Origin of the sequence: Chromobacterium sp. CV08 (genome assembly GCF_051129845.1) — a bacterium.
GTDB lineage: Bacteria > Pseudomonadota > Gammaproteobacteria > Burkholderiales > Chromobacteriaceae > Chromobacterium.
In genome coordinates this window covers 1,649,105-1,670,662 of sequence record NZ_CP150453.1, presented here as the reverse complement: position 1 = coordinate 1,670,662, position 21,558 = coordinate 1,649,105, and the positions used below count along the sequence as shown (strand labels likewise).

Genomic DNA, 21,558 nt, shown 5'->3' with positions numbered 1-21,558 from the left:
GTGCGGCGCCTTCTTATCTTATGCTCGACAATCCCGGTCAAAAACACCGAGACACTGACAGAAATAACTGTTTGGAAAGGAGTTTTTACAAATTCGCGTCCCCAATCCGCCGGCTTCGGCCGCGGGATGCCCGAGCAAGATCATGAACGGCGCTAGCGCCGCTTGGCGTAGACCAGCTGCGAGGACCAGTCCTGGTATTGCGGCGCCGCGCCCAACCGGACCCGGAAACGCTCGCCGTCGCCGGCCACCGGTTGCCACAGATACAGCTGCTCGGCATGGCTGCCGCCGCTCCAGGCGGTGACATAGTAGTCGGCGGCGCGCGCCCAATCCTTGAACGACACCACGTCCCCGTCCTGCAGGCAGCCGTCCGGCCGGCTGTGGTTGAGCAGCCGCAGCTCCGGAGAGCGGTTCAGCGGCCCCTGGACGGTGTGGTAGGCGTACTGGTTGCCGCCGACCGTCCCCGACCAGGTCCAGAACCAGCCGGGCCGGTCGGCTCGTTCCAGGCGCACGTATTCGCCGGAGCGGACGCAGCCGTTGTCGCGCATGGCGAAATTGTTCGACAGATTGAAACGGGCCCGGACGCCGGGCGCCGCGGCGTCGGTCTTCAGCCAGCCGTCATTGGCGTCCGCCGCCTGGACATAGCGGCCGTTGCCGACATTCTGCAGCGTCAGGCCGCGGTAGCTGCCGGCCGGCGCCGTCAGCGAGCGGGTCGGCGTCGAGGCGTCGGCCCAGGCGAAGGCCTGCACCGGGTAGTGGTCGCTGAAATCGGCATAGGCGTAGGTCTGCCTGGCCACCGCCGACTGGACCGTCCACTGCGGCGCCGGCGCGTCCAGCGCCTGGTTGTGCCACATCGCCGGCTGGCGGTGGCCCTTCAGGGCCAGGATGTAGTCCAGGTACTCCGGCGCGTCGCCGCTGCGCGCGCCGTAGCGCTCCAGCGCGATGCCGTTGGCCGCGGTGTCGAAGCTGTAAGCCGCGCCGGCGTAGCGGGGCTCGCTCGCGCCGAGGATGTCCAGCAGCGCGCGGTACTCGGCGCTCTTGTTGCGGTCGATGTTCATGTCGCCGGCGACGATCACCGGCTCGTCGGCCGGCAGCTGGCGCGAGCGGATCCAGGCCGACATTTCGCGCAGCTGCGCTTGGCGCACGGCGATGTCGGCATGATTGGCGCAGCCGCTGTCCTCCGACTGCAGATGGGTGGCGATCACATGGTAGAAGCCGCCGTCGGCGGCGATCCTGGCATAGGCGAAGCCTTTGAGCGCCTGGCCGTCCCAGCTGCAGCCGGGCGTCTGGAACAGATACTGGCGCCGCTCGACGATGGGCCAGCGGCTGACGATGGCGACGCCGCCGTCCTCGGGCTTCATGCCGTTCCAGCCCTCGGTGCCGTCCCAGCCCTGCTGCGTGCGGCCTATCACCGGCGTCTGGTACGGGAATCGCGGCTTCAGCAGCGCCAGCAGATGCTCCGACGCCGCATTGTCCTGCAGTTCCTGGAACACCATCACGTCCTGGCGCTGCGCCACCGACGAGGCCGCCATCAGCTCGACGCGGCGCATCTGGCCGTAGTTCGGATACAGCGCCTGCGGCAACAGCATCGCGTTCCAGGTGGAGAGTTTCAGATCGTCGGGATAGGCGGCATGGGAGACGACGGGCAGCAGCGCCGCCGCGCACAGCAGAAAACGCCAGGCTTTCATCGGACATCCTTTGGTGGGTGAAGGAAGCGGCAAAGGCTGGATCAGTTTTCTTGCACTATGGTTAATTACTTAAAAATTAATATTCAATTTACATTGGATACACATTCGCGCGCCGCCGGATCGTTCCGCCGGACGCGAAAAAGCCGCCGCCCCTTCGGACGACGGCTTCCCGCGCGGGCTGAGCCCTGCGGCTTATTCGTGGATGGCTTCCACCGCGATGTCGATGGTGACGTCGTCGCCGACATACGGCGCGTACTTGCCGGCGTTGAACTCGGTGCGCTTGATCTTGGTGCTGGCGTTGGCGCCGATCGCGTCCTTCTTCAGCATCGGATGCGGCTGCTGCAGGAAGCTGGACAGCGTCAGCGTCACCGGCTTGGTCACGCCCTTGATCGTCAGATTGCCCTCGACCGCGGTCGGCTTGTCGCCGTCGAACAACACCTTGGTCGACTTGAAGGTGGCGGTCGGGTACTTGGCGGTGTCGAAGAAGTCCGCGCCCTGGATGTGGCCGTTGAACACCGGGTAGCCGGTGTCGACCGACTTCATGTCTATGGTCACGTCGACCGAGCCCGTCTTGGCTTCCTTGTCCAGCACGATCTTGCCGCTGGTCTTGTCGAAGCGGCTCAGCTGGGTGGAGAAGCCCAGGTGGCTGTACGAGAAGCGCGGGAAGGTGTGGGTGCCGTCGATCACATAGGTTTCCGGCTTGGCCAGCGCGGCGCTGCTGAAACCGGCGACGGCCACGGCGGCCAGGGTGAGGCGGGTCAGTTTGTTCATGGCTTCTTTCCTTGGTTGAACGCGGCAGCGCTTATTTGGCGCGCGCCAGCAGATGGAACTTGATCTGGATTTCATTGGCGACGGTGCCGAAGTCCTTCCAGTCGCCCTCGCCGATCGCGAAGTCGGCGCGCTTGATCGTGAAAGCGCCGTCGAAGGCGGCCTGCGCGCCCTGCGGCGTCATCGTGGCCAGGGTGCTGACCGCCTGGGTGCGGCCCTTGATCGTCAGCTTGCCGTCCACCTGGAAGCGGTTGCCGCCCAAGGGCTTGATCGCGCTCGATACGAAACGGGCGTTCGGATACTGCTTGGTATTGAACCAGTCCTTGTCGGCCACCTGCTCGTTGGCCTCGGCCGAGCCGGTATCGATGCTGGCCAGGCTGACATCCAGCTGCGCCTTCGCGGCGGCCGGTTTGGCGGGGTCGAAATTCAGCTGGGCGGAAAACTTCTTGAAATGGCCCAGCATGCCGACGCCCATCTGCTTGTAGCCGAAGGCGATATTGCTCTTGTCCTGCTGGATAGCCGTGTACTCGACGGCCTGGGCCGTCAGCGGCGCGGCCAGGGCGGCGGCCAGCAACAGCGGCGCGATGCGTTTGATGTTCATTGTTCGTCTCTCCGGATCAATGGGGTTCAGGAACGGACGCGCCAGGGCAGCATGCGGGTCAGCACGTCGTCGCGGTCTATCAGATGATGTTTCAGCGCGGCGCCGACATGGCCCAGCACCACCGCGGCCAGCAGATAATTCAGCGCCGAGTGCAGCGAAGCCAGCCGGTGGCCCAGCTCGGGATTCGGCGCGATCAGGTCCGGCAACGGCAGCACGCCGAAGTACACGGTCTGCACGCCCTTGGCCGAACTCATCAGCCAGCCGGACAGCGGGATCGCGATCATCAGCAGATAAAGCATCGCATGGCCGGCGTGCGCCAGCGCGCGCATCAGGGCGCCCATGCCGGCCGGCAGCGCCGGCGGCCGGTGGCCGAAGCGCCAGACCAGCCGCAGCCACACCAGCAGAAACACCGTGACGCCCGACCACTTGTGCCAGGAATAGATCTTCAGCTTCAGCGGCGACAGCGACATGCCGTGCATGTAGAAGCCGACACAGAACAGACAGACGAGCGCGATGGCCATCAGCCAGTGCAGGAAGATGGCGGTGGCGGTGTAACGCGTTTGCGGCATGGGCGGCCCCTGGTAAGCGGTGTTCGGGAATCGTCCGGCCGCGCGCGGCAGGCGCAACCGGGTAGGCTGACTGTAAGCGGTTTTCCTTGCCTGAAATAGCCCGCTTCAACAAATTTATTATTTCACATTAGTAAACAAACATCGCTGTCCGTCGATAGACTGGCGAAAACCTGCGCTCACGCCTCCATGCTGCGATAAAAATACCAAAGTCAAACGCTATCGTCCGAAGCGGCAATCAAAACTGCACCAAATAACAGGCCTAATGCCTTCCAACGCCACGCCGCCGTCCGGCTGCGGCGGCCCCATTCCCGACAGGAGCCCCCATGCAAACCAGCCAGAACGGCATCAATCTGATCCAGCAATTCGAAGGCCTGCGTCTTGCCGCCTACCAGGACGTCGTCGGCGTCTGGACCATAGGCTACGGCCACACCGGCGCCGACGTGCATGCCGGCCTGACCATAGATCGGCAGCAGGCCGATCAGTTGCTGCGCGACGATCTGGCCCGCTTCGAACAAGGCGTCTCCGGGCTGGTGGCGGTGGCCGTCAACCAGAACCAGTTCGACGCGCTGGTCAGCTTCAGCTACAACCTCGGCCTGGGCAATCTGCGAAACTCGACGCTGCTGCGCCTGCTCAATGCCGGCGACTACCGCGGCGCCGCCGGCCAGTTCCCGCTGTGGGACAAGGCCGGCGGCCAGGCGCTGCCGGGCCTGCTCAAACGCCGGCAGGCCGAACAGGCGCTGTTCCTGGCACCGGCGCCCGCCATCGCCTGACCCGGCGATTTTCCCGCCGCTCCGCTCCCGCCGCTGCTAAGCTGGCGGGAGTTTCCGCATCCGCCATCGCCATGCCAGCAGACCCGTCCCCGCGGCGCGGCGCGCCCTTGTGCCGCCGCTGCCTGCACCACTTCGTCACCTACGACCCGAACTTTCCCTACGGCTGCCGGGCGATGGGTTTTTCCAGCAAGCGCGCGCCCTGCCTCGACGTGCTGGAGGCCTCCGGCCAGCCCTGCATGCGCTTTCAGGCAAAGCCGGACAAGCCGGCCTGACCGCCGGCGCGCGCAATCCGACAACCCCGCCCCGCCGTAGGAGCGCGCGCAAAGCCGCGCCGATAAAGGGTTTGCATGCAGTCCCCCGCTCATCCGCCGACTTTCCCAATGTCATTATGTTGCAGCGCGACACGGTTGCCGGGATTGAATAGCGCCAGCACCGTCCATTTCGATATTCCACGATTTTTTCGAGCAAAAATTCCAATGCAAACCATTGATATGAATAGTTTTTAACAACAAACCATAGCCACGACGAATTCGCCGCATCAAAAAATACGATTAGATCGTCCGCCGCCGCCCTCGTATCGTGTAAGCAGCGCCGTCACACGCGCACGTACCCGACAATAAAAGGAGGAGGACGTCATGAACGAGGAGATGCTGAAGAAAATCCAGTCCAATCCGAAGTATCTGGAACTGGTCCACAAAAAGACCGGCCTGGGCTGGACGCTGGCCATCGCGATGCTGGTCATCTACTACGGCTACATTCTGGTGCTGGCCTTCGACCCGTCGCTGCTGGGCAAGCCGCTGTACGACGGCGCCACGATGACGGTGGGGATTCCGATCGGCGTCGGCATCATCCTGTCGGCCTTCGTGCTGACCGGCATCTATGTCCGCCGCGCCAACCGCGAGTTCGACCCGCTGACCCAGCAGATCGTCGAGGAGTCCAAATGATGCGACAGCTCAAACTGCAACTGGCCGCCGGCATGGCGGCGCTGACGCCGGCGCTTTGCTGGGCGGCCGGCGCGATCGAAGGCGACGTCAAGCGACAGCCGACCAACTGGCACGCCGTCATCATGTTCTTCCTCTTCGTCGCGCTGACGCTGGGCGTGACCTACTGGGCGGCGCGCCGGACCAAGTCGGCCAAGGATTTCTACGCCGCCGGGGGCGGCATCACCGGCTTCCAGAACGGTCTGGCCATCGCCGGCGACTACATGTCGGCGGCGTCCTTCCTCGGGATTTCCGCGCTGGTCTTCGACAAGGGCTACGACGGCCTGATCTACTCGATGGGCTTCCTGGTCGGCTGGCCCATCATCCTGTTCCTGGTGGCCGAACGGCTGCGCAACCTCGGCAAGTACACCTTCGCCGACGTCGCCTCCTACCGGCTGGGCCAGGCTCCGGTGCGCAGCTTCGCCGCGCTGTCGACGCTGGTCGTGGTGTCCATCTACCTGATCGCGCAGATGGTCGGCGCCGGCAAGCTGATCCAACTGCTGTTCGGCATGAGCTACGGCTCGGCGGTGCTGCTGGTCGGCGTGCTGATGGTCTGCTACGTGCTGTTCGGCGGCATGCTGGCCACTACCTGGGTGCAGATCATCAAGGCGGTGCTGCTGCTGTCCGGCGCCACCTTCATGGCCATCATGGTGCTGGCCACCGTCGGCTTCAATCCCGAGGTGATGTTCGAGAAGGCGGTGGCCGCGCACAGCAAGGGCGCCGCCATCATGGCGCCGGGCAAGGCCGACCCGATAGACTCGATCTCGCTGGGCCTGGCGCTGATGTTCGGCACCGCCGGCCTGCCTCACATCCTGATGCGCTTCTTCACCGTCGCCGACGCCAAGGAGGCCCGCAAGTCGGTGTTCTTCGCCACCGGCTTCATCGGCTACTTCTACATCCTGACCTTCATCATCGGCTTCGGCGCCATCATGCTGGTGCTGAACCAGCCGGGCATGATGGAGACGGTGATGAAGGACGGCAAGGAAGTGCACCAGCTGGTCGGCGGCAGCAATATGGCGGCCGTCCATCTGGCCAACGCCGTCGGCGGCGACATCTTCCTCGGCTTCATCTCCGCCGTGGCCTTCGCCACCATCCTGGCGGTGGTGGCCGGCCTGGCGCTGTCCGGCGCCTCCGCAGTGTCGCACGACCTGTACGCCAGCGTGATCAAGCATGGCCACGCCAACGAGGCCGACGAAATCCGCGTCTCCAAGATCACCACCGTGGTGCTGGGCGTCGTGGCCATCGTGCTGGGCCTGGTGTTCGAGAAGCAGAACATCGCCTTCATGGTCGGCCTGGCCTTCTCCATCGCCGCCTCCGCCAACTTCCCGGTGCTGTTCCTGTCGATGTTCTGGCGGGGCCTGACGACCCGCGGCGCGGTGGTCGGCGGCCTGGTGGGCCTGCTGACCGCGGTGGTGCTGATCGTGCTCGGACCGGCGGTATGGGTCGAGGTGCTGAAACACGAGCACGCGGTGTTCCCGTACAAGAACCCGGCCATCTTCTCGATGACGCTGGCCTTCGTCGTCACCTGGCTGGTCTCGGTCCTCGACACCTCGCGCCAGGCCTCGGAGGCAAAAGCCAAGTTCGACGCCCAGTACGTCAGGGCGATGACCGGCATCGGGGCCAGTGGCGCCAACAAACATTAAATGTCATCATCATTGACGCGCCGCGCGGCCGAGCACGCGCGGCGACAACATCAAAGACTTTGGAGAAACGCATGTCGACGCTAGATTCCATCCTCAAGGAAACCCGCAGCTTCGCCCCGTCGGAAGAGTTCCGCCGCAAGGCGTCCATCAGCGGCATCGAGGCCTACCACGCATTGTGCGAACAGGCGGACGACCACTACCTGTCGTTCTGGGGGGATCTGGCGCGCGAACTGATCAGCTGGAAAAAACCGTTCTCCCGCGTACTGGACGACAGCGCGGCGCCGTTCTTCAAGTGGTTCGACGACGGCGTGCTGAACGCGTCGTACAACTGCCTGGACCGTCACCTGGCCACCGACGCCAACAAGATCGCCATCATCTTCGAGGCCGACGACGGCGAAGTCGTCCGCATCACCTACGCCGAGCTGCACCGCCGCGTCTGCCAGTTCGCCAACGGCCTGAAGGAGCTCGGCGTCGGCAAGGGCGACCGCGTCGTCGTCTACATGCCTATGGGCATAGAGGCGGTGGTGGCGATGCAGGCCTGCGCCCGCATCGGCGCCATCCACTCGGTGGTGTTCGGCGGTTTCTCCGCCGGCGCGGTGCGCGACCGCATCCAGGACGCCGGCGCCAGCGTGGTGATCACCGCCAACGAGGGCCTGCGCGGCGGCAAGAGCGTGGCGCTGAAGTCCACCGTCGACGAGGCGCTGGCGCTGGAAGGCACCGAATCGATCAAGCACGTGGTGGTCTATCAGCGCACCAACGCCGGCGCCGCCTGGGTGGACGGCCGCGACGTGTGGTGGCACAAGCTGATCGAGGGCCAGAGCGAGACCTGCGAGCCGGAATGGATGAGCGCCGAGGACCCGCTGTTCATCCTGTACACCTCCGGCTCCACCGGCAAGCCCAAGGGCATACAGCACAGCACCGCCGGCTACCTGCTCGGCGCGATCAACAGTTTCCGCTGGGTGTTCGACTACAAGCCCAACGACGTCTACTGGTGCACCGCCGACGTCGGCTGGATCACCGGCCACAGCTATGTCTGCTACGGCCCGCTGGCCAACGGCGCCACCCAGGTGATCTTCGAGGGCGTGCCGACCTACCCCGACGCCGGCCGCTTCTGGCGGATGATAGAACAGCACAAGGTGTCGATCTTCTACACCGCGCCGACGGCGATACGCTCGCTGATCAAGCTGGGCGCCGAGCTGCCGAAGCAGTTCGACCTGTCGTCCTTGCGCGTGCTCGGCACCGTCGGCGAACCGATCAACCCCGAGGCCTGGATCTGGTATTACGAAACCGTCGGCGGCGGCCGCTGCCCCATCGTCGACACCTGGTGGCAGACCGAGACCGGCTCGGCGATGATCGCGCCGCTGCCGGGCGCCGTCGCCACCAAGCCCGGCTCGTGCACGCTGCCGCTGCCGGGCGTGATCGCCGACATCGTCGACGAGTCCGGCGCCCAGGTGGAGCCGGGCCGCGGCGGCTTCCTGGTGATCAAGAAGCCGTTCCCCAGCCTGGTCCGCACGATCTGGAACGATCCGGAGCGCTTCAAAAAGACCTATTTCCCGGAAGAGTTCAACGGCCGCTACTACCTGGCCGGCGACTCCGCCCACCGCGATGAGAACGGCTACTTCTGGATCATGGGCCGCATCGACGATGTGCTGAACGTGTCCGGCCACCGGCTGGGCACGATGGAGATCGAATCGGCGCTGGTGGCCAACCCTCTGGTGGCCGAGGCGGCCGTGGTCGGCAAGCCGCACGACGTCAAGGGCGAGGCCGTCGTCGCCTTCGTCGTGCTGAAGGGCGCGCGTCCGGAAGGCGACAATGCCAAGACGGTGGCGGCCGAGCTGAAGAACTGGGTAGCCCACGAGATCGGCAAGATCGCCCAGCCGGACGACATCCGCTTCGGCGACAACCTGCCCAAGACCCGCTCCGGCAAGATCATGCGCCGTCTGCTGCGCTCGATCGCCAAGGGCGAGGCCATCACCCAGGACGTCTCCACGCTGGAAAACCCGCAGATCCTGCAACAGCTGCAGCAGACGCTGTAAGCCGGCTGCCATCGGGCCGGAGTCGCGACGCGACTCCGGCTTTTTCACGCCCTCCGACCGCTACTCGCTGCCGCGATATTGTGCGACACTCGAATAGCATGCCACCCTGCCATACCAGAGTCCCCGCCATGAAAAAGACCGTCTCCGCCCTGCTCTGCCTGGCGGCCGCCCTGCCCGCCGCCGAGGCCCAAGCCGACGAAGGCGGCCTGAGTTTCTGGCTGCCCGGCCAGCTCGGCACTTTCGCCGCCGTCGCCAACGACCCCGCCTGGTCCTGGACCTTCAGCGGCTACCACGCCTACGCCAACTCGGAGACCCGCAGCCGGAACCGCCGCGGCCGGGTGACCGACACCCAGCTGAGCACGCCCAGCGACACGCTGTTCATCGCGCCGACCTATACCTTCGCGACGCCGGTCGCCGGCGCGCAGGCGGCGATATCGCTGACCGGCCTGTACGGGCGCACCGACGTCTACGACAGCGTAGCCACCACGTCGGCGCGCGGCCGGACGCGTTCGGCCAGCAGCGACGACCGCCGGGACGGCTTCGGCGATCTGTATCCGATGGCGACGCTGAAATGGAACCGCGGCAAGCACAACTATCTGGCCTACGCGACGATGGGGGTGCCGGTCGGCGCCTACGACCCGAACCGCGCCGCCAATCTGGGCCTGAACCACTGGTCCTACGACGCCGGCGGCGGCTACAGCTATCTGAACACCGCGTCCGGCCTGGAGTTTTCCGCCGTGCTCGGGCTGACCTTCAACCAGAAGAACCCGGACACCGGCTACCGCAACGGCACCGACGCCCATCTGGACGTGTCGCTGTCGCAGTTCCTGAACGAGGACTTCCACATCGGCCTGGTCGGCTACGCCTACCACCAGCTGGACAACGACACCGGCCCCGGCCTGGGCCGGCAGGACCTGAAATCGCGGGTGGCCGGCCTGGGCCCGCAGATCGGCTATTTCTTCCCGGTCGGCAAGAAGAAGTGGTACGCCAATCTGAAGGCCTACGACGAATTCGACGCGAAGAACCGCACGGCCGGCTGGAACGCCTGGCTGTCGCTGTTCGTGCCGATCTGAGCCGCCTTCCCGCCGCGCCGTCCAGAAAGCAAAAGCCGGGACATCCGTCCCGGCTTGGCATGGCGGCAGCGGAACGGCTCACTCCAGCCGGAACCGTCCTATCATCTTGTCCTGCTCGGCGACGTCGGCGGCGGTATCGTTGCAGTGCTGCAACTGCACCTGGGCCGCGTCGCTGACACGCTGGCCTATGTGCTGGATATTGCCGGCGCTGTCGTTGATTTCCTGCGTCATCCGGCTCTGGCGGTCGACGGCGCCGGCGATCTCGCCGTTCTTGGCGTTGATGTCGGAGATCACGTCCTGGATGCGCAACAGCATGTCGCTTATCTGCTCGGCGTCCTTGACCGTGCTGCTGGCGCGCTCGCGGCTTTCGTCCATCTTCTGCCGCGCCTCGCCGACGCCGCGCTGCAGCTGCTCTATCATCGTGCGAATCTCCTGCGTCGCCTCCTGGGTCTGCGACGCCAGCTTGCGCACCTCGTCGGCGACGACGGCGAAGCCGCGTCCCATCTCGCCGGCCCGCGCCGCCTCGATCGCCGCGTTCAGCGCCAACAGATTGGTCTGCTCGGCGACGCCGGTGATCACCCGGACGATGGATTCGATGTTCTTGCTGAACTCGGCCAGCTCATTCATCGAGTGCGAGGTCTCGTCCAGCGTGTCGGCCAGCCGGCGTATCGCCTGGCTGGACTGGGTCACCAGCGCCACGCGGCTGCCGGTCTCCTCGTGCGCCAGCCGCGCGGCCTCGGCCACCGCGCCGGCGTTCGACGTCATCTCGCCGGCTGCCTCGGCCATCTGGCGGATCGCCGTCACCAGTTGCTCCAGTTCCTGCTGCAGGCGGCTGGCCTCGCCGCTGCTCTGCCGCGCCTCGCCGGCGCTCTGCTCGGTGCCCTGCGACACCCGCGTCGCGATCTGGCGGATGTCGCCGATCAGCCGCTGCAGATAGGCGATGAAGCGGTTCAGCTCGCGCGCCACCTCGCCGAACTCGTCATTGGACGACTCGTCGACGCGGCGGGTCAGGTCGCCGTTGCCGCTATTGAGCTCGGCCAGCGAATGCTTCAATTGCTGCAGCGGCCGCCGCAGGATCTGCTGCATCAGCGTGCTCAGTATCGCCATGCTCAGCACCACGCCTATCACCGCGCCCCAGAAGCCGCGCCAGCCTATCTGCCGCGCTTCGGCCATCACCTTGTCCTCGTCCAGCACCACGCCGACCAGCCACTTGGCCGCCTGCAGATGTTCCAGCGGATGGAAGGCCACCATCAGCCGCTGGCCGTTGACTTCCACTTCCTGCACCTTGTCGTCCAGCGCCGGCGCCGTGCCGCCGAACAACTCGGCGATGCTCTTGCCGTTCAGCTTGGCGTCCGGATGGCTGATGATCTTGCCGTCGGCCGACAACAGGAAGGCGTAGCCGGCCCCGTTGAAGGTGGCGGTATTCAGCGCCTCCGACACCGTCTTCAGGCTGAGGTCGCCGCCGAAAGCGCCCTTGAACGCGCCCTTGTCGGTCAGTTTGGCCACCACCGAGATCAGGATTTCGCCGGACGCGGCGTCCGGATACGGATCGGTCAGGCCGACGCCGGCCGCCGCCTTGGCCACCGGGTACCACGGCCGCTTGCGGGCATCCCAGGTCGGTGGCGGATTCCACGACGGGTCGTTGGAGATTTTCTTGCCGTCGCTGTCCAGGCCGCCGAACACCAGCTTGAACTCGTTCTTCAGCATCGGCCGCTGGAATACCTCCAGGATGCGTTCCCCGCTGAAATTGGCGTCTATCGTTTCCGACATCAGCTGGATCTGCGCCAGCTTGCCGTTCAACCAGTTGGCGATCTGTCCGGCCAGCACCTGGCTGCTCTGGACCACCTCCTGCTCCTTGCCGGTGCGTATGCTGTTGGCAACGCTCAGATATTGCAGCCACGACAAGGTGGACAAGGTGGCGGCCAGCACCAAGGCGGAAATCAGGCCGGCTTTATGGGCGATCTTCATGACGGCGGCTCTCGATATAACTTAGGTCTTTTTACCATAGAGCACCTGTGCATTTGGCCAAACCGCCTTGTCCATTTTTTACAATCTTCCGCTCAGATCGACGCGCCGATGGAAACCCTCCCGACCCGATAGCACTCGACGGCGCCGTGCTTTCGCGACTCAGGCGCCAGCCGCGACAGGACCAGGCGGCGCAGGGTCCAGTTCGCCGGATCGAAAGCGGCGGCGACGGCCAGCGCCCCGCCCTCGTCCCATTGACCGGCACGCCAACCCTCCTGCTCCCGCCGCAACGCGTCCATTTCCGTTCCCGCCTCGATCGGCAGCGTCTCCACCGTCGCGTAACGGGCCTCGGCCACCTCGTCCCGCCAATCGCCGAAGCAGACCGCGGCGCTCTCCACCGCCGGCCGGCCGAACGATGCGCACAGCGCGGCGAAACCGGGCCCGGACAGGAAATCCCGCAGGCCTTCGGCGCGCCGCCACAGGTAGAACGGCGCGTAGGCGTTCGCCGTCGCGCCATGCTCGCCGGCGCGGCAATAGAGATAAGCCTTCAAGCCCAGGTCCGGCAGGCCGTCGGTCAGATGACCGCGCTCGGCGATGCGCCGCTCTATGATTTCCATCGGGTAATCGGCCGGCAGCGCGATCCGGTATCGCATCGCGATCATGGTCGCAGCGCCTCCGGCGGCAGTTGGGACGCCTGGCGGCCGTGGCTGAACGACCAGTCCTCCATCTTGCCGTCTACGACCACCACCAGCAGGTCGGCCGGCGCCAGGCCCGGCGACGCCTCCAGCAGCTCGGCCATCCTGGCGTACAGCGCGGCCTTGGCCTCCGCGCTGCGCGGCCGGCCGGTCTGTATCGCCACCAGCGTGAAATCATCGGAGCGCGGGCCGCCGGCGTAATCGCGGTCGAAAATCATCTCGCCGGGCTCGTGCTGGTGGATCAATTGGAAACGGTCGGCCGACGGCACGGCGAAACACTCCACCATCGCCTGGTGGATGCCGTCGGCCAGCGCGCGCAGATACTGCGGCGACTTGCCCCGGTGCAGAGAAATACGGGCGTAAGGCATGGTGCGCTCCTTTTTATATCGATGAGTCGGCCAGTGCGGCGTCCAGTTGCTCCAACGCGGCGGTGGCAGCCGGCCAGCCGACATAGAAGGCCAGGTGGGTCAGCACCTCGGCCAGCTCTTCGGCGACGAGGCCGTTGTCCAGGCCGCGCCGCAGATGGAAATCCAACGCGGCCGGCCGGGACTGGGCCAGCACCGCGGCGATGGTGATCAGGCTGCGTTCGCGCGGCGTCAGCGCCGCGCCCTGCCAGACATCGCCGAACAGCACGTCGCGGGTCAGTCGGTCCAGCTTCGGCGTCAGCCGGGGCAAGGCTTCGTTTGCGGAAAACATCGTGGGCTCCTGACGGGTCGGGTATCGGTGCCTGTACTGTAGCGCTGGCAATTGATACTGAATATCGGATATATTTTCACAAACCATCCCAAAAATCAGGACTATTATCATGCGTCGCACCTTGCTGGACCTCGACGCGCTGCGCAGCTTCGCCTGCGGCGTCGAACTGGGCGGTTTCGCCCGCGCCGCCGAGCGGCTGAACCGCTCGACCTCCGCCGTCAGCGCCCAATTGAAAAAGCTGGAACAGCAGGCCGGCGCGCCGATACTGCAGAAAAGCGGCCGCGGCCTCGAGCCGACGCCGGCCGGCGAAATCCTGCTGTCCTACGCCCGTCGGCTGCTGGAACTGAACGACGAGGCGGTGCAGGCGGTGCGCGGCACCTTCCTCGCCGGCAGCGTGCGTCTGGGGCTGGCCGAGGACTTCGGCGAGGGCCTGCTGCCCGACGCGCTGGGCCGTTTCGCCCGCGCCTGTCCGGACGTCCATGTGGAAGTGCGGGTGGGCCGCAGCCTGGACTTGCAGCGGGCGCTGCGCCAGGGCGAGCTCGATCTGGCCCTGCTGTGGGGCGACGGCTCGCCATGGCCGCACCAGGACCAGCTGGGCCAGGTGCCGCTGTACTGGATCGCCGGCGCCGCCTCGCCTCGTCCGTCGGCCGACCGGCCGCTGCCGTTGGCGATGTTCGATGCGCCGTGCCTGGTGCGGCGCCAGGCCTGCGACGCGTTGGACCAGGCCGGGCAGCCGTGGCGGGTGGCGGTCAGCGGCAGCAGCCTGGCCGGACTGTGGTCGGCGGTGCGGGCCGGCCTGGGCATCAGCGCCCGCGCGACCCTGGGCCTGCCGCCGGACCTGCGGCCGCTGGACCCTGCCGCAGCCGGCCTGCCGCCGCTGCCCAGGCTGGAACTGGCGCTGTGGCGGGCGCAGACGCCGCTGCCGGATGCCGCGGAACGATTGCGTCACATCCTGTTGGACGGCGCGTCCACCCAGATCGCGGTTGAAGCCGATACGGCTAAAGACGATAATTAGCGGTTTTTGAAGCGGAATCCGACAGCATGGCCGTCATCACACTCGTCGAACGGATCGACGCCCTCCTGCCCCAGACCCAGTGCGGTCAGTGCGGCCACGCCGGCTGCCGTCCGTACGCCGAGGCGCTGGCGGCGGGCCGAGACCCGATCAACCGCTGTCCGCCCGGCGGCGAGGACGGCGTGCGGGCGCTCGCGCAATTGCTGGACCTGCCGGCGCTGCCGTTCGAGCCGGACCGCCCGCAGCCTAAGCCGCGCGCGCTGGCGGTGATACGCGAAGACAGCTGCATAGGCTGTACGCTGTGCATCCAGGCCTGCCCGGTCGACGCCATCGTCGGCGCGGCCAAGCAGATGCACACGGTGATCGCCGACGAATGCACCGGCTGCGAGCTGTGCCTGGCGCCCTGTCCGGTCGACTGCATAGACCTGGTGCCGGTGGACCGCCCCGACGACGGCAGCCGCGAACAGGTGATGGCCCGCGCCGCGCTGGCGCGCAAACGCCACGACGCCCGCCAGGCGCGCAAGACGCGCGACGCGGCCGACAAGGCCAGACGACTGGCCGAACGGGCCGCGGTGCCCGCGCCCGCGCCCTCGGCCGGCACGGCGGCGGCTCCGTCCGCCCCGTCGGCAGCAGTCGACAAGAACGAATTGATACGCAAGGCGATGGAGCGCGCCAAGCAGCAGGCGCCGGTGGCCGCCACCGCCTCGTCCGACAAGATGGCGGTGATACGCGCGGCGATGGAGCGCGCCGCCGCGATGCGCGCCGCCCAACAGGACACCGACGAGGACCAACAGTGAACGCCGCCAAACGCCAACAGATCTTCGAGCGGCTGCGCGAAGCCACGCCCCACCCGACCACCGAGCTGGAGTACTCGACGCCGTTCGAGCTGCTGATCTCGGTGCTGCTGTCGGCACAGGCCACCGACGTCGGCGTCAACAAGGCCACCCGCCGGCTCTACCCGGTGGCCAACACCCCGGCGGCGATGCTGGCGCTGGGCGAGGAAAACCTGGCCGAATGCATCAAGACCATAGGCCTGTACAAGACCAAGGCCAAGAACGTGATCGCCACCTGCAGGCTGCTGCTGGAAAAGCACGGCGGCGAGGTGCCGCAGACGCGCGAGGCGCTGGAGGCGCTGCCCGGCGTCGGCCGCAAGACCGCCAACGTGGTGCTGAACACCGCCTTCGGCCAGCCGACGATTGCGGTGGACACCCATATCTTCCGCGTCGCCAACCGCACCCGCATCGCGCCGGGCAAGGACGTCCGCGAGGTCGAGGACAAGCTGGTCAGGATGGTGCCGGCCGAATTCAGGCTGGACGCGCACCACTGGCTGATCCTGCACGGCCGCTATGTGTGCAAGGCCAGAAAACCGGAGTGTCCGCGCTGCGCCATCGCCGACCTCTGCGAATACCCGGCAAAACCGTTATGATGAAAACTCAGAGGGAAACCGGGCTTCAATCAAAAGAAAACGCTTGCAAAATCAGAGCGCGCCCCCACCTACCTTCGAAAATCAGCCAGCTTAAAGGATCGCCAGTGACAACGAGTTTTCGCATCATGGCCGGCGCGCTGCTCGCGGCGTCGTTACTGTCCGGCTGCGACAGGATCGAGCAGTTCGTCAAGGGCGGCAACCAGCCGGCTCCAGTCGCCATTCCCGCGCAGCAGGACGGCCGCGTCGCCATGCTGCTGCCCGACTTCACCCAGCTGGTCAGCCGCGACGGCCCGGCGGTGGTGAACATCCAGGCCAGCCGCGAAAGCGCCACCCCGCAGCAGAGCAGCAACAATATGCCCTTCCCGGTGCCGGAAGACGATCCGCTGTACGACTTCTTCCGCCGCTTCATGCCTAACCAGCCGCCTCAGCAGGACCAGCAGGGTCCCGAGGAAAGCGTGTCCTACGGCTCCGGCTTCATCATCAGCAGCGACGGCTTCATCCTGACCAATGCCCACGTCGTCGCCGACGGCGGCCAGATCCGCGTCACGCTGACCGACAAGCGAGAATTGCGCGCCAAGCTGGTCGGCCTGGACAAGCGCAGCGACGTCGCGCTGCTGAAAGTGGCGGCCGCCGATCTGCCGGTGGCCAAGATAGGCAATCCGGCCGACCTGAAGGTCGGCGAATGGGTGGCCGCGATCGGCGCGCCGTTCGGCTTCGACAACACCGTCACCGCCGGCATCGTCTCGGCCAAGGGCCGCAGCCTGCCGGACGAGACGCTGGTGCCCTTCATCCAGACCGATGTGGCGATCAACCCCGGCAACTCCGGCGGCCCGCTGTTCAATCTGCGCGGCGAAGTGGTCGGCATCAACTCGCAGATCTACAGCCGCTCCGGCGGCTTCATGGGCATCTCCTTCGCGATTCCGATCGATCTGGCGATGCAGGTGGCCGACCAGTTGAAGACCAAGGGCAAGGTCAGCCGCGGCCAGCTGGGCATCAATATCCAGGAAGTGACGCAGGAGCTGGCGCAATCGTTCGGCCTGCCGCGTCCGGCCGGCGCGCTGGTCGTGCGCGTCGATCCCAAGGGCCCGGCGGCCAAGGCCGGCCTGCAGGCCGGCGACATCATCCTGAAGCTGAACAGCCAGGCGATAGACAGCTCCAAGGACCTGCCGATGCTGGTCGGCGCGCTCGGCCCCGGCACCAAGATCAAGCTGGTCGTATGGCGCAAGGGCTTCGAGAAGACGCTGGAGGCCACGCTGGTCGAGCAGGCGCCCGACGCCGGCGCCGCCGCCAAACCGTCCAGCGACAACACGCCGCAGGGCTACCAGTTCGGCAAGCTGGGCCTGACGCTGTCCGAGCTGACGCCGGACCAGCGCGCCGACCTCGGCATACGCGGCGGCCTGCTGATCCAGAAGGCGCAGGGCCCGGCCGCCCGCTCCGGCCTGCAGAGCGGCGACATCATCATCGGCCTGAACCAGAGCGACGTCACCAGCATCACCGCCTTCGAGAAGGCGCTGGCCGGCGCCGGCGGCCATGCCGCGCTGCTGGTCAAGCGCGGCGACGCAGTGCTCTACATCGCGCTGCGCACCGACTGAGCCGCCGCCGCGCCAAATCAAACGCCGCCCCTCCAACCGGAGAGGCGGCGTTTTTCATGCGCCGGCGTTGCTGCGGCCTCACCTGGCCGGCAGCACCTCGATATCCTTCAATATCATCGCCCGCCCCCGTATATAGGTCGAGCGCTCCTCCTTGACGGTAAAACGCACCCGCTGTCCCAGATACGGTATCAGCGCGTCAATTCCCGCCTGGTCGACGCCCTCACCGGACGGCGCCGGATAAAGGACAAAGCCGTCGCCATCGGGCAAATCCACTCCAATATAGATGAAAGGCTCCGCTCCCATTGTGCCCAGCACGCCGTGATTATATTTTGGCAACTCACCAGCTACCGCCAAGGCAGAAGTTGCCATCAAAATTAAAAACACCAATAATTTATTCATGGCTTTACAATAACTACAGAGTAGTTTCCATTCATTTGAAAAACCGACTCACCTCGAGGCACTCCCCGCAACAGAAACTGCCAAGAATCTTCATCATACGCCGGGCTATCTATTTGATTTTTGTTTAAACTCACCTCCCCTTTTCCTATTCTTACCGCTGGTAGATTTATTACTTTACCATTAGGCAGATAATGACTAGTAGGTAACGAAATAGATTTCGCAGGAAATGTGTATCCACTACCAAAAACTCCATAGAACCACGCAATTGCAAGCTGCTGTCTTAAATCAGCAAAATTCTTCCCACCAGACAGATATATTCCATCATCGATAGCCTCCTGCTTTATTTTACTCCCGACGATCCATGGTTTCAATACACCTTCACCATACTGATGCAACATCATCATACCAAGACCTAAAGCAAAGGGATAACAAGCCCCACCTATCCCCCATCGACGCAAAATACATCGTGGCCGCTGACTAATAAAACTGCTAAAATCTCCGTTTGGCCGTAAGTCTGGATGTGAATTATCCTCATCTCCCCGCCCTCCAGTGAAAGTATCCGCAGATACCAAATATGCCATCGTTTGCGCAGCCACTTCCCCTTCCCACACAGATGGAGGGAGCGCGCCTACTGGACGTCGTAAAGTTTTATTATAGCTATATATAAGATGTAAATATTCATGAGCCATCGTAGACAGTGCCAAACTCGGGCCCTTCCCCTGAACTGTCCAATCAGAACTACCTACATCTATAAAGTTATCAATATCAACAAACAATGCCAATGCTTGATTTGAGTTTCTAACAACAGCATTGCATTGCTCTGGCTCATTAACACACACAACCCTTTCCGCACCAGGCAATAGCATATTAATCCATCTAGTATACCCGAGCGTTTTACCTCCAAAGCTATTAAGCCGGCTAATAACTATATTAATATCCGACGAATCTGGTGGCATAACATAAGAACCCCAACTAGTATCAACCTCCCCCCAAGGCTCTCCCACCAAAGCTGACTCAATAGGATATACACTATTGACAAACCTCTCAGCAAACGCATCAGCCTGTTTGGTTGATATTTTTATATTTGACAGATTACTTTTCAAACCATCTTGAGCCCAAACGTAAGCACTTCCCTTCCCACCCGGCAATGCTCTTATCGCCAAAAGAGTGGTATCACTATCACCAAGCAAGTCATGCCAAACTCGCTTATCGCCAACAGCATATCGCTTTACCTCACTCAACCCATCAACATTGGTCGAGGTACTTTTCTTCAATACTTTCTGCAACCGGCCATATCTCTCTGCATTCTGAAATGCGCGTAAAACCATTCGATCTTCCAGGTCGATTTCTTCTCTTTTCGTCTTGGCCAACTCAGCCATACCAATCGACGCTATTTTTTCAATATCTCCCGCACCATCTTTTTCAATATTTATTCTAGTCTGAATAACAAACAACTCTTGCTCAGAATTATAAATTGAGAACTGTTGCCACCCCATCACATCAGCAAGTGGAGGTAGTGACATCCCTTTTGGAGAAATAGGATTGATTAGCTGATAAATTTCTGGGCCACTAGCTGACTGACTTTCAGGTAAAGAACATACTATCCGCCATTGCCGTATCGGATATATCAACCGCCTTTCACAGTTCAGATCTTCAGGTATAATTTGACTTTCCACCTGCTTTCGATTGGCTGAAAAGCCTCCTCCGCTCTGCTTATCAGCAGGAAAATAACCGTCTCCACCACTGCCTCCACCACCACAGCCGCTCAAAATACCAACTAACAACAAGACTACACACTTACTTCTCATCACACAGAGCCACAAAAAAATTAACCAGCGCAATTATATTCTCAATATACAAAAAAATCACAAAAAAAATGTCACCGTGAATAATTACCACACAATCCTATACTAAAGCACCTGTAAAACAACTATCAATACTTATATGTATAATTTCCATTGGTACTAAATGGAGTCGTTCGTAAAACTCTCACAAGAGATAATACCCTTATTGAAATGACTAAAAACATGACCTCTCAAGCCCATGCCCCAAGAAAGCGAAACCTACATCGGTTTTGCCTCCTCTCTAAATCCACCGGAGCAAGTTGGCCAGTCCGTCAGGCCAGCTTGTCCAGCAGCGAGTTACGCTGCGAGTAGCCGAAATAGACCAGCAGGCCGATCACCAACCAGACAGCAAAGTAGATCCAAGCCAGCCGCAGCCAGCTGCGGCATCAATATTCGGGAAGTGGCACAGAAACTGGTGCATTCGTTCGACCTGCCGTGTTCGGGCGGTACGCTGGTGGCGCGCATCGATCCCAAGGGCCCAGCGGCCAAGGCTGGCCTGCAGAGCGACATCACCAGCATCACCGCCTTCGAGAAGGCGCTGGCCGGCGCCGGCGGCCATGCCGCGCTGCTGGTCAAGCGCGGCGACGCGGTGCTCTACATCGCGCTGCGCACCGACTGAGCCGCCGCCGCGCCAAATCAAACGCCGCCCCTCCAACCGGAGAGGCGGCGTTTTTCATGCGCCGGCGCTGCTGCGGCCTCACCTGGCCGGCAGCACCTCGATGTCCTTCAATATCATCGCCCGCCCCCGTATATAGGTCGAGCGCTCCTCCTTGACGGTAAAACGCACCCGCTGTCCCAGATACGGTATCAGTGCGTCAATTCCCGCCTGGTCGACGCCCTCACCGGACGGCGCCGGATAAAGGGCAAAGCCGTCGCCATCGGGCAAATCCACGCCGACAAAAATGAAGGGATCCGATCCCTTGGTCTCCAACACCCCATAGTTATACTTAGGCAATCCGTCGGCGGTCGCCAGAGCGGGAACGGTCATCAGGATTAAAAGCGCCAATAGTTTTTTCATGGACAAAGCGTCATTCCGTCATTTGAGAAAGTGCCAGACGGCACTGTACGCAAGAAACCGCCAGACGTCCTCATCTATAAATCGAGCATGGCGTCATGCCCCTACAGCCGGAGAATGCGATGAGCAAACTGCGCGTAGCCTGCTTTTCCCTGTCGATAGACGGTTTCGGCGCCGGCCCCGGCCAGAGCCTGGCGCAGCCGCTTGGCGTAGGCGGCGAGGCGCTGCACCGCTGGGCGTTCGCCACCGCCGCCTTCCAGCGCCTGTTCGGCGGCGACGGCGGCGAGGCCGGGGTCGACAACGGCTTCATCGAACGGGGCTTCGACCATGTCGGCGCCTGGATACTGGGACGCAATATGTTCGGCCCGATACGCGGCCCGTGGCCGGACCTGGAATGGAAGGGATGGTGGGGGGACGAGCCGCCTTACCACACCCCGGTTTTCGTGCTGACCCGCCATCCGCGTCCCTCGCTCGAAATGAAGGGCGGCACGGTCTTCCACTTCGTGACAGACGGCATCCACGCGGCGCTGGAGCGGGCCTGGGAGGCGGCCGGCGGCCGGGACGTCAGACTGGGCGGCGGCGTCGACACCGTACGGCAGTATCTGCGCGCCGGACTGATAGACGAACTGCACCTCGCCGTCGCGCCGGCTCTGCTCGGCGACGGCGAGGCGCTGTTCACCGGCCTGGACCTGCCGGCGCTGGGCTACGAATGCGTGGAGCAGATCGCAGGCGAAAGGGCCTGCCATCTGCTGCTGCGCCGCCGCGGCGCGCCGGTCTGAGCCTCTCCAC

Annotated in this window: 24 protein-coding genes; 12 read left to right on the top strand and 12 right to left on the bottom strand. The window is 63.7% G+C overall.

Translation table 11 applies throughout. The features are described from left to right. Positions 1-152 precede the first annotated feature (152 nt). The 4 genes from sph to WNM05_RS08010 form a co-directional block, all read right to left on the bottom strand. Positions 153-1,685, bottom strand: coding sequence for a sphingomyelin phosphodiesterase (sph, locus tag WNM05_RS08025; RefSeq protein WP_434634008.1), 1,533 nt, complete (start codon positions 1,683-1,685; stop codon positions 153-155). A gap of 192 nt (positions 1,686-1,877) precedes the next feature. After that, positions 1,878-2,456 carry a YceI family protein gene (locus WNM05_RS08020; protein WP_101707413.1) on the bottom strand — a complete coding sequence of 193 codons (579 nt, stop codon included), beginning with the start codon at positions 2,454-2,456 and terminating at the stop codon, positions 1,878-1,880. A 31-nt stretch (positions 2,457-2,487) separates the two neighbouring features. Further along, on the bottom strand, positions 2,488-3,054 hold the full coding sequence (locus WNM05_RS08015) for a YceI family protein (protein WP_434634005.1): 567 nt from the start codon (positions 3,052-3,054) through the stop codon (positions 2,488-2,490). Positions 3,055-3,080: 26 nt separating this feature from the next. Then, entirely contained in the window at positions 3,081-3,623 is a 543-nt protein-coding gene (locus WNM05_RS08010) for a cytochrome b (RefSeq protein WP_434634003.1), read from the bottom strand. Between the two features lie 323 nt (positions 3,624-3,946). On the opposite strand from WNM05_RS08010, the gene WNM05_RS08005 reads away from it, so the two are divergent. The 6 genes from WNM05_RS08005 (at position 3,947) to WNM05_RS07980 (ending at position 10,125) form a co-directional block, all read left to right on the top strand. Further along, positions 3,947-4,393, top strand: coding sequence for a lysozyme (locus WNM05_RS08005; protein WP_434634000.1), 447 nt, complete (start codon positions 3,947-3,949; stop codon positions 4,391-4,393). A gap of 71 nt (positions 4,394-4,464) precedes the next feature. Next, complete coding sequence (locus WNM05_RS08000; RefSeq protein WP_434633999.1) at positions 4,465-4,665, top strand: hypothetical protein; 201 nt, start codon at positions 4,465-4,467, stop codon at positions 4,663-4,665. Positions 4,666-5,028: 363 nt separating this feature from the next. Continuing rightward, a complete protein-coding gene (locus tag WNM05_RS07995) occupies positions 5,029-5,337 on the top strand; it encodes a DUF485 domain-containing protein (RefSeq protein WP_434633997.1) in 309 nt (102 codons plus the stop codon). Beyond that, entirely contained in the window at positions 5,337-7,016 is a 1,680-nt protein-coding gene (locus WNM05_RS07990; protein ID WP_434635136.1) for a cation acetate symporter, read from the top strand. The genes WNM05_RS07995 and WNM05_RS07990 overlap by 1 nt, the downstream gene beginning before the upstream one ends. 71 nt (positions 7,017-7,087) lie before the next feature. Beyond that, entirely contained in the window at positions 7,088-9,052 is a 1,965-nt protein-coding gene (gene acs, locus WNM05_RS07985; RefSeq protein ID WP_434633996.1) for an acetate--CoA ligase, read from the top strand. A 128-nt stretch (positions 9,053-9,180) separates the two neighbouring features. Beyond that, on the top strand, positions 9,181-10,125 hold the full coding sequence (locus WNM05_RS07980; protein ID WP_434633995.1) for a SphA family protein: 945 nt from the start codon (positions 9,181-9,183) through the stop codon (positions 10,123-10,125). 78 nt (positions 10,126-10,203) lie between these two features. Here WNM05_RS07980 and WNM05_RS07975 read toward each other — a convergent pair whose 3' ends face one another. The 4 genes from WNM05_RS07975 to WNM05_RS07960 form a co-directional block, all read right to left on the bottom strand. After that, a complete protein-coding gene (locus WNM05_RS07975; RefSeq protein WP_434633994.1) occupies positions 10,204-12,093 on the bottom strand; it encodes a methyl-accepting chemotaxis protein in 1,890 nt (629 codons plus the stop codon). A gap of 92 nt (positions 12,094-12,185) precedes the next feature. After that, positions 12,186-12,752 (bottom strand): DUF4865 family protein, encoded by a 567-nt coding sequence (locus WNM05_RS07970; RefSeq protein WP_434633993.1) that lies wholly within the window; start codon positions 12,750-12,752, stop codon positions 12,186-12,188. Next, positions 12,749-13,153, bottom strand: coding sequence for a tautomerase family protein (locus WNM05_RS07965; protein ID WP_434633992.1), 405 nt, complete (start codon positions 13,151-13,153; stop codon positions 12,749-12,751). Before WNM05_RS07965 ends, WNM05_RS07970 begins: the two co-directional genes overlap by 4 nt. 13 nt (positions 13,154-13,166) lie before the next feature. Beyond that, a complete protein-coding gene (locus tag WNM05_RS07960; RefSeq protein WP_434633991.1) occupies positions 13,167-13,481 on the bottom strand; it encodes a carboxymuconolactone decarboxylase family protein in 315 nt (104 codons plus the stop codon). Between the two features lie 109 nt (positions 13,482-13,590). On the opposite strand from WNM05_RS07960, the gene WNM05_RS07955 reads away from it, so the two are divergent. The 4 genes from WNM05_RS07955 (at position 13,591) to WNM05_RS07940 (ending at position 17,511) form a co-directional block, all read left to right on the top strand. Beyond that, positions 13,591-14,496 (top strand): LysR substrate-binding domain-containing protein, encoded by a 906-nt coding sequence (locus WNM05_RS07955; protein ID WP_434633990.1) that lies wholly within the window; start codon positions 13,591-13,593, stop codon positions 14,494-14,496. Positions 14,497-14,522: 26 nt separating this feature from the next. Continuing rightward, a complete protein-coding gene (rsxB, locus tag WNM05_RS07950; protein WP_434633989.1) occupies positions 14,523-15,290 on the top strand; it encodes an electron transport complex subunit RsxB in 768 nt (255 codons plus the stop codon). Continuing rightward, entirely contained in the window at positions 15,287-15,919 is a 633-nt protein-coding gene (gene nth / locus WNM05_RS07945) for an endonuclease III (RefSeq protein WP_434633988.1), read from the top strand. The genes rsxB and nth overlap by 4 nt, the downstream gene beginning before the upstream one ends. A gap of 125 nt (positions 15,920-16,044) precedes the next feature. Then, the gene (locus WNM05_RS07940; RefSeq protein WP_434635135.1) at positions 16,045-17,511 is read left to right on the top strand and encodes a DegQ family serine endoprotease; all 1,467 of its coding nucleotides are present in this window, start codon (positions 16,045-16,047) and stop codon (positions 17,509-17,511) included. A gap of 78 nt (positions 17,512-17,589) precedes the next feature. On the opposite strand, the gene WNM05_RS07935 is transcribed toward WNM05_RS07940, so the two are convergent. The 3 genes from WNM05_RS07935 to WNM05_RS07925 all read right to left on the bottom strand — a co-directional run bounded on the left by WNM05_RS07935 (position 17,590) and on the right by WNM05_RS07925 (position 20,092). Then, a complete protein-coding gene (locus WNM05_RS07935) occupies positions 17,590-17,910 on the bottom strand; it encodes a hypothetical protein (RefSeq protein WP_434633987.1) in 321 nt (106 codons plus the stop codon). After that, positions 17,907-19,751 (bottom strand): hypothetical protein, encoded by a 1,845-nt coding sequence (locus tag WNM05_RS07930; protein WP_434633986.1) that lies wholly within the window; start codon positions 19,749-19,751, stop codon positions 17,907-17,909. Before WNM05_RS07930 ends, WNM05_RS07935 begins: the two co-directional genes overlap by 4 nt. A gap of 275 nt (positions 19,752-20,026) precedes the next feature. Further along, positions 20,027-20,092 carry a hypothetical protein gene (locus WNM05_RS07925; protein WP_434635134.1) on the bottom strand — a complete coding sequence of 22 codons (66 nt, stop codon included), beginning with the start codon at positions 20,090-20,092 and terminating at the stop codon, positions 20,027-20,029. A 62-nt stretch (positions 20,093-20,154) separates the two neighbouring features. Here WNM05_RS07925 and WNM05_RS07920 point away from each other — a divergent pair, with 62 nt between their 5' ends. After that, on the top strand, positions 20,155-20,373 hold the full coding sequence (locus WNM05_RS07920; RefSeq protein WP_434633984.1) for a hypothetical protein: 219 nt from the start codon (positions 20,155-20,157) through the stop codon (positions 20,371-20,373). Positions 20,374-20,451: 78 nt separating this feature from the next. Here WNM05_RS07920 and WNM05_RS07915 read toward each other — a convergent pair whose 3' ends face one another. Beyond that, on the bottom strand, positions 20,452-20,772 hold the full coding sequence (locus tag WNM05_RS07915; protein ID WP_434633982.1) for a hypothetical protein: 321 nt from the start codon (positions 20,770-20,772) through the stop codon (positions 20,452-20,454). A gap of 119 nt (positions 20,773-20,891) precedes the next feature. On the opposite strand from WNM05_RS07915, the gene WNM05_RS07910 reads away from it, so the two are divergent. Further along, complete coding sequence (locus WNM05_RS07910) at positions 20,892-21,548, top strand: dihydrofolate reductase family protein (protein WP_434633979.1); 657 nt, start codon at positions 20,892-20,894, stop codon at positions 21,546-21,548. The last annotated feature ends 10 nt before the right edge of the window (positions 21,549-21,558 follow it).

Coding starts and splice junctions, on each gene's coding strand:
- sph (WP_434634008.1), bottom strand. CDS start 1,685: ATGAAAGCCTGGCGTTTTCTGCTGTGCGCGGCGGCGCTGCTGCCCGTC.
- WNM05_RS08020 (WP_101707413.1), bottom strand. CDS start 2,456: ATGAACAAACTGACCCGCCTCACCCTGGCCGCCGTGGCCGTCGCCGGT.
- WNM05_RS08015 (WP_434634005.1), bottom strand. CDS start 3,054: ATGAACATCAAACGCATCGCGCCGCTGTTGCTGGCCGCCGCCCTGGCC.
- WNM05_RS08010 (WP_434634003.1), bottom strand. CDS start 3,623: ATGCCGCAAACGCGTTACACCGCCACCGCCATCTTCCTGCACTGGCTG.
- WNM05_RS08005 (WP_434634000.1), top strand. CDS start 3,947: ATGCAAACCAGCCAGAACGGCATCAATCTGATCCAGCAATTCGAAGGC.
- WNM05_RS08000 (WP_434633999.1), top strand. CDS start 4,465: ATGCCAGCAGACCCGTCCCCGCGGCGCGGCGCGCCCTTGTGCCGCCGC.
- WNM05_RS07995 (WP_434633997.1), top strand. CDS start 5,029: ATGAACGAGGAGATGCTGAAGAAAATCCAGTCCAATCCGAAGTATCTG.
- WNM05_RS07990 (WP_434635136.1), top strand. CDS start 5,337: ATGCGACAGCTCAAACTGCAACTGGCCGCCGGCATGGCGGCGCTGACG.
- acs (WP_434633996.1), top strand. CDS start 7,088: ATGTCGACGCTAGATTCCATCCTCAAGGAAACCCGCAGCTTCGCCCCG.
- WNM05_RS07980 (WP_434633995.1), top strand. CDS start 9,181: ATGAAAAAGACCGTCTCCGCCCTGCTCTGCCTGGCGGCCGCCCTGCCC.
- WNM05_RS07975 (WP_434633994.1), bottom strand. CDS start 12,093: ATGAAGATCGCCCATAAAGCCGGCCTGATTTCCGCCTTGGTGCTGGCC.
- WNM05_RS07970 (WP_434633993.1), bottom strand. CDS start 12,752: ATGATCGCGATGCGATACCGGATCGCGCTGCCGGCCGATTACCCGATG.
- WNM05_RS07965 (WP_434633992.1), bottom strand. CDS start 13,153: ATGCCTTACGCCCGTATTTCTCTGCACCGGGGCAAGTCGCCGCAGTAT.
- WNM05_RS07960 (WP_434633991.1), bottom strand. CDS start 13,481: ATGTTTTCCGCAAACGAAGCCTTGCCCCGGCTGACGCCGAAGCTGGAC.
- WNM05_RS07955 (WP_434633990.1), top strand. CDS start 13,591: ATGCGTCGCACCTTGCTGGACCTCGACGCGCTGCGCAGCTTCGCCTGC.
- rsxB (WP_434633989.1), top strand. CDS start 14,523: ATGGCCGTCATCACACTCGTCGAACGGATCGACGCCCTCCTGCCCCAG.
- WNM05_RS07940 (WP_434635135.1), top strand. CDS start 16,045: ATGGCCGGCGCGCTGCTCGCGGCGTCGTTACTGTCCGGCTGCGACAGG.
- WNM05_RS07935 (WP_434633987.1), bottom strand. CDS start 17,910: ATGAATAAATTATTGGTGTTTTTAATTTTGATGGCAACTTCTGCCTTG.
- WNM05_RS07915 (WP_434633982.1), bottom strand. CDS start 20,772: ATGAAAAAACTATTGGCGCTTTTAATCCTGATGACCGTTCCCGCTCTG.
- WNM05_RS07910 (WP_434633979.1), top strand. CDS start 20,892: ATGAGCAAACTGCGCGTAGCCTGCTTTTCCCTGTCGATAGACGGTTTC.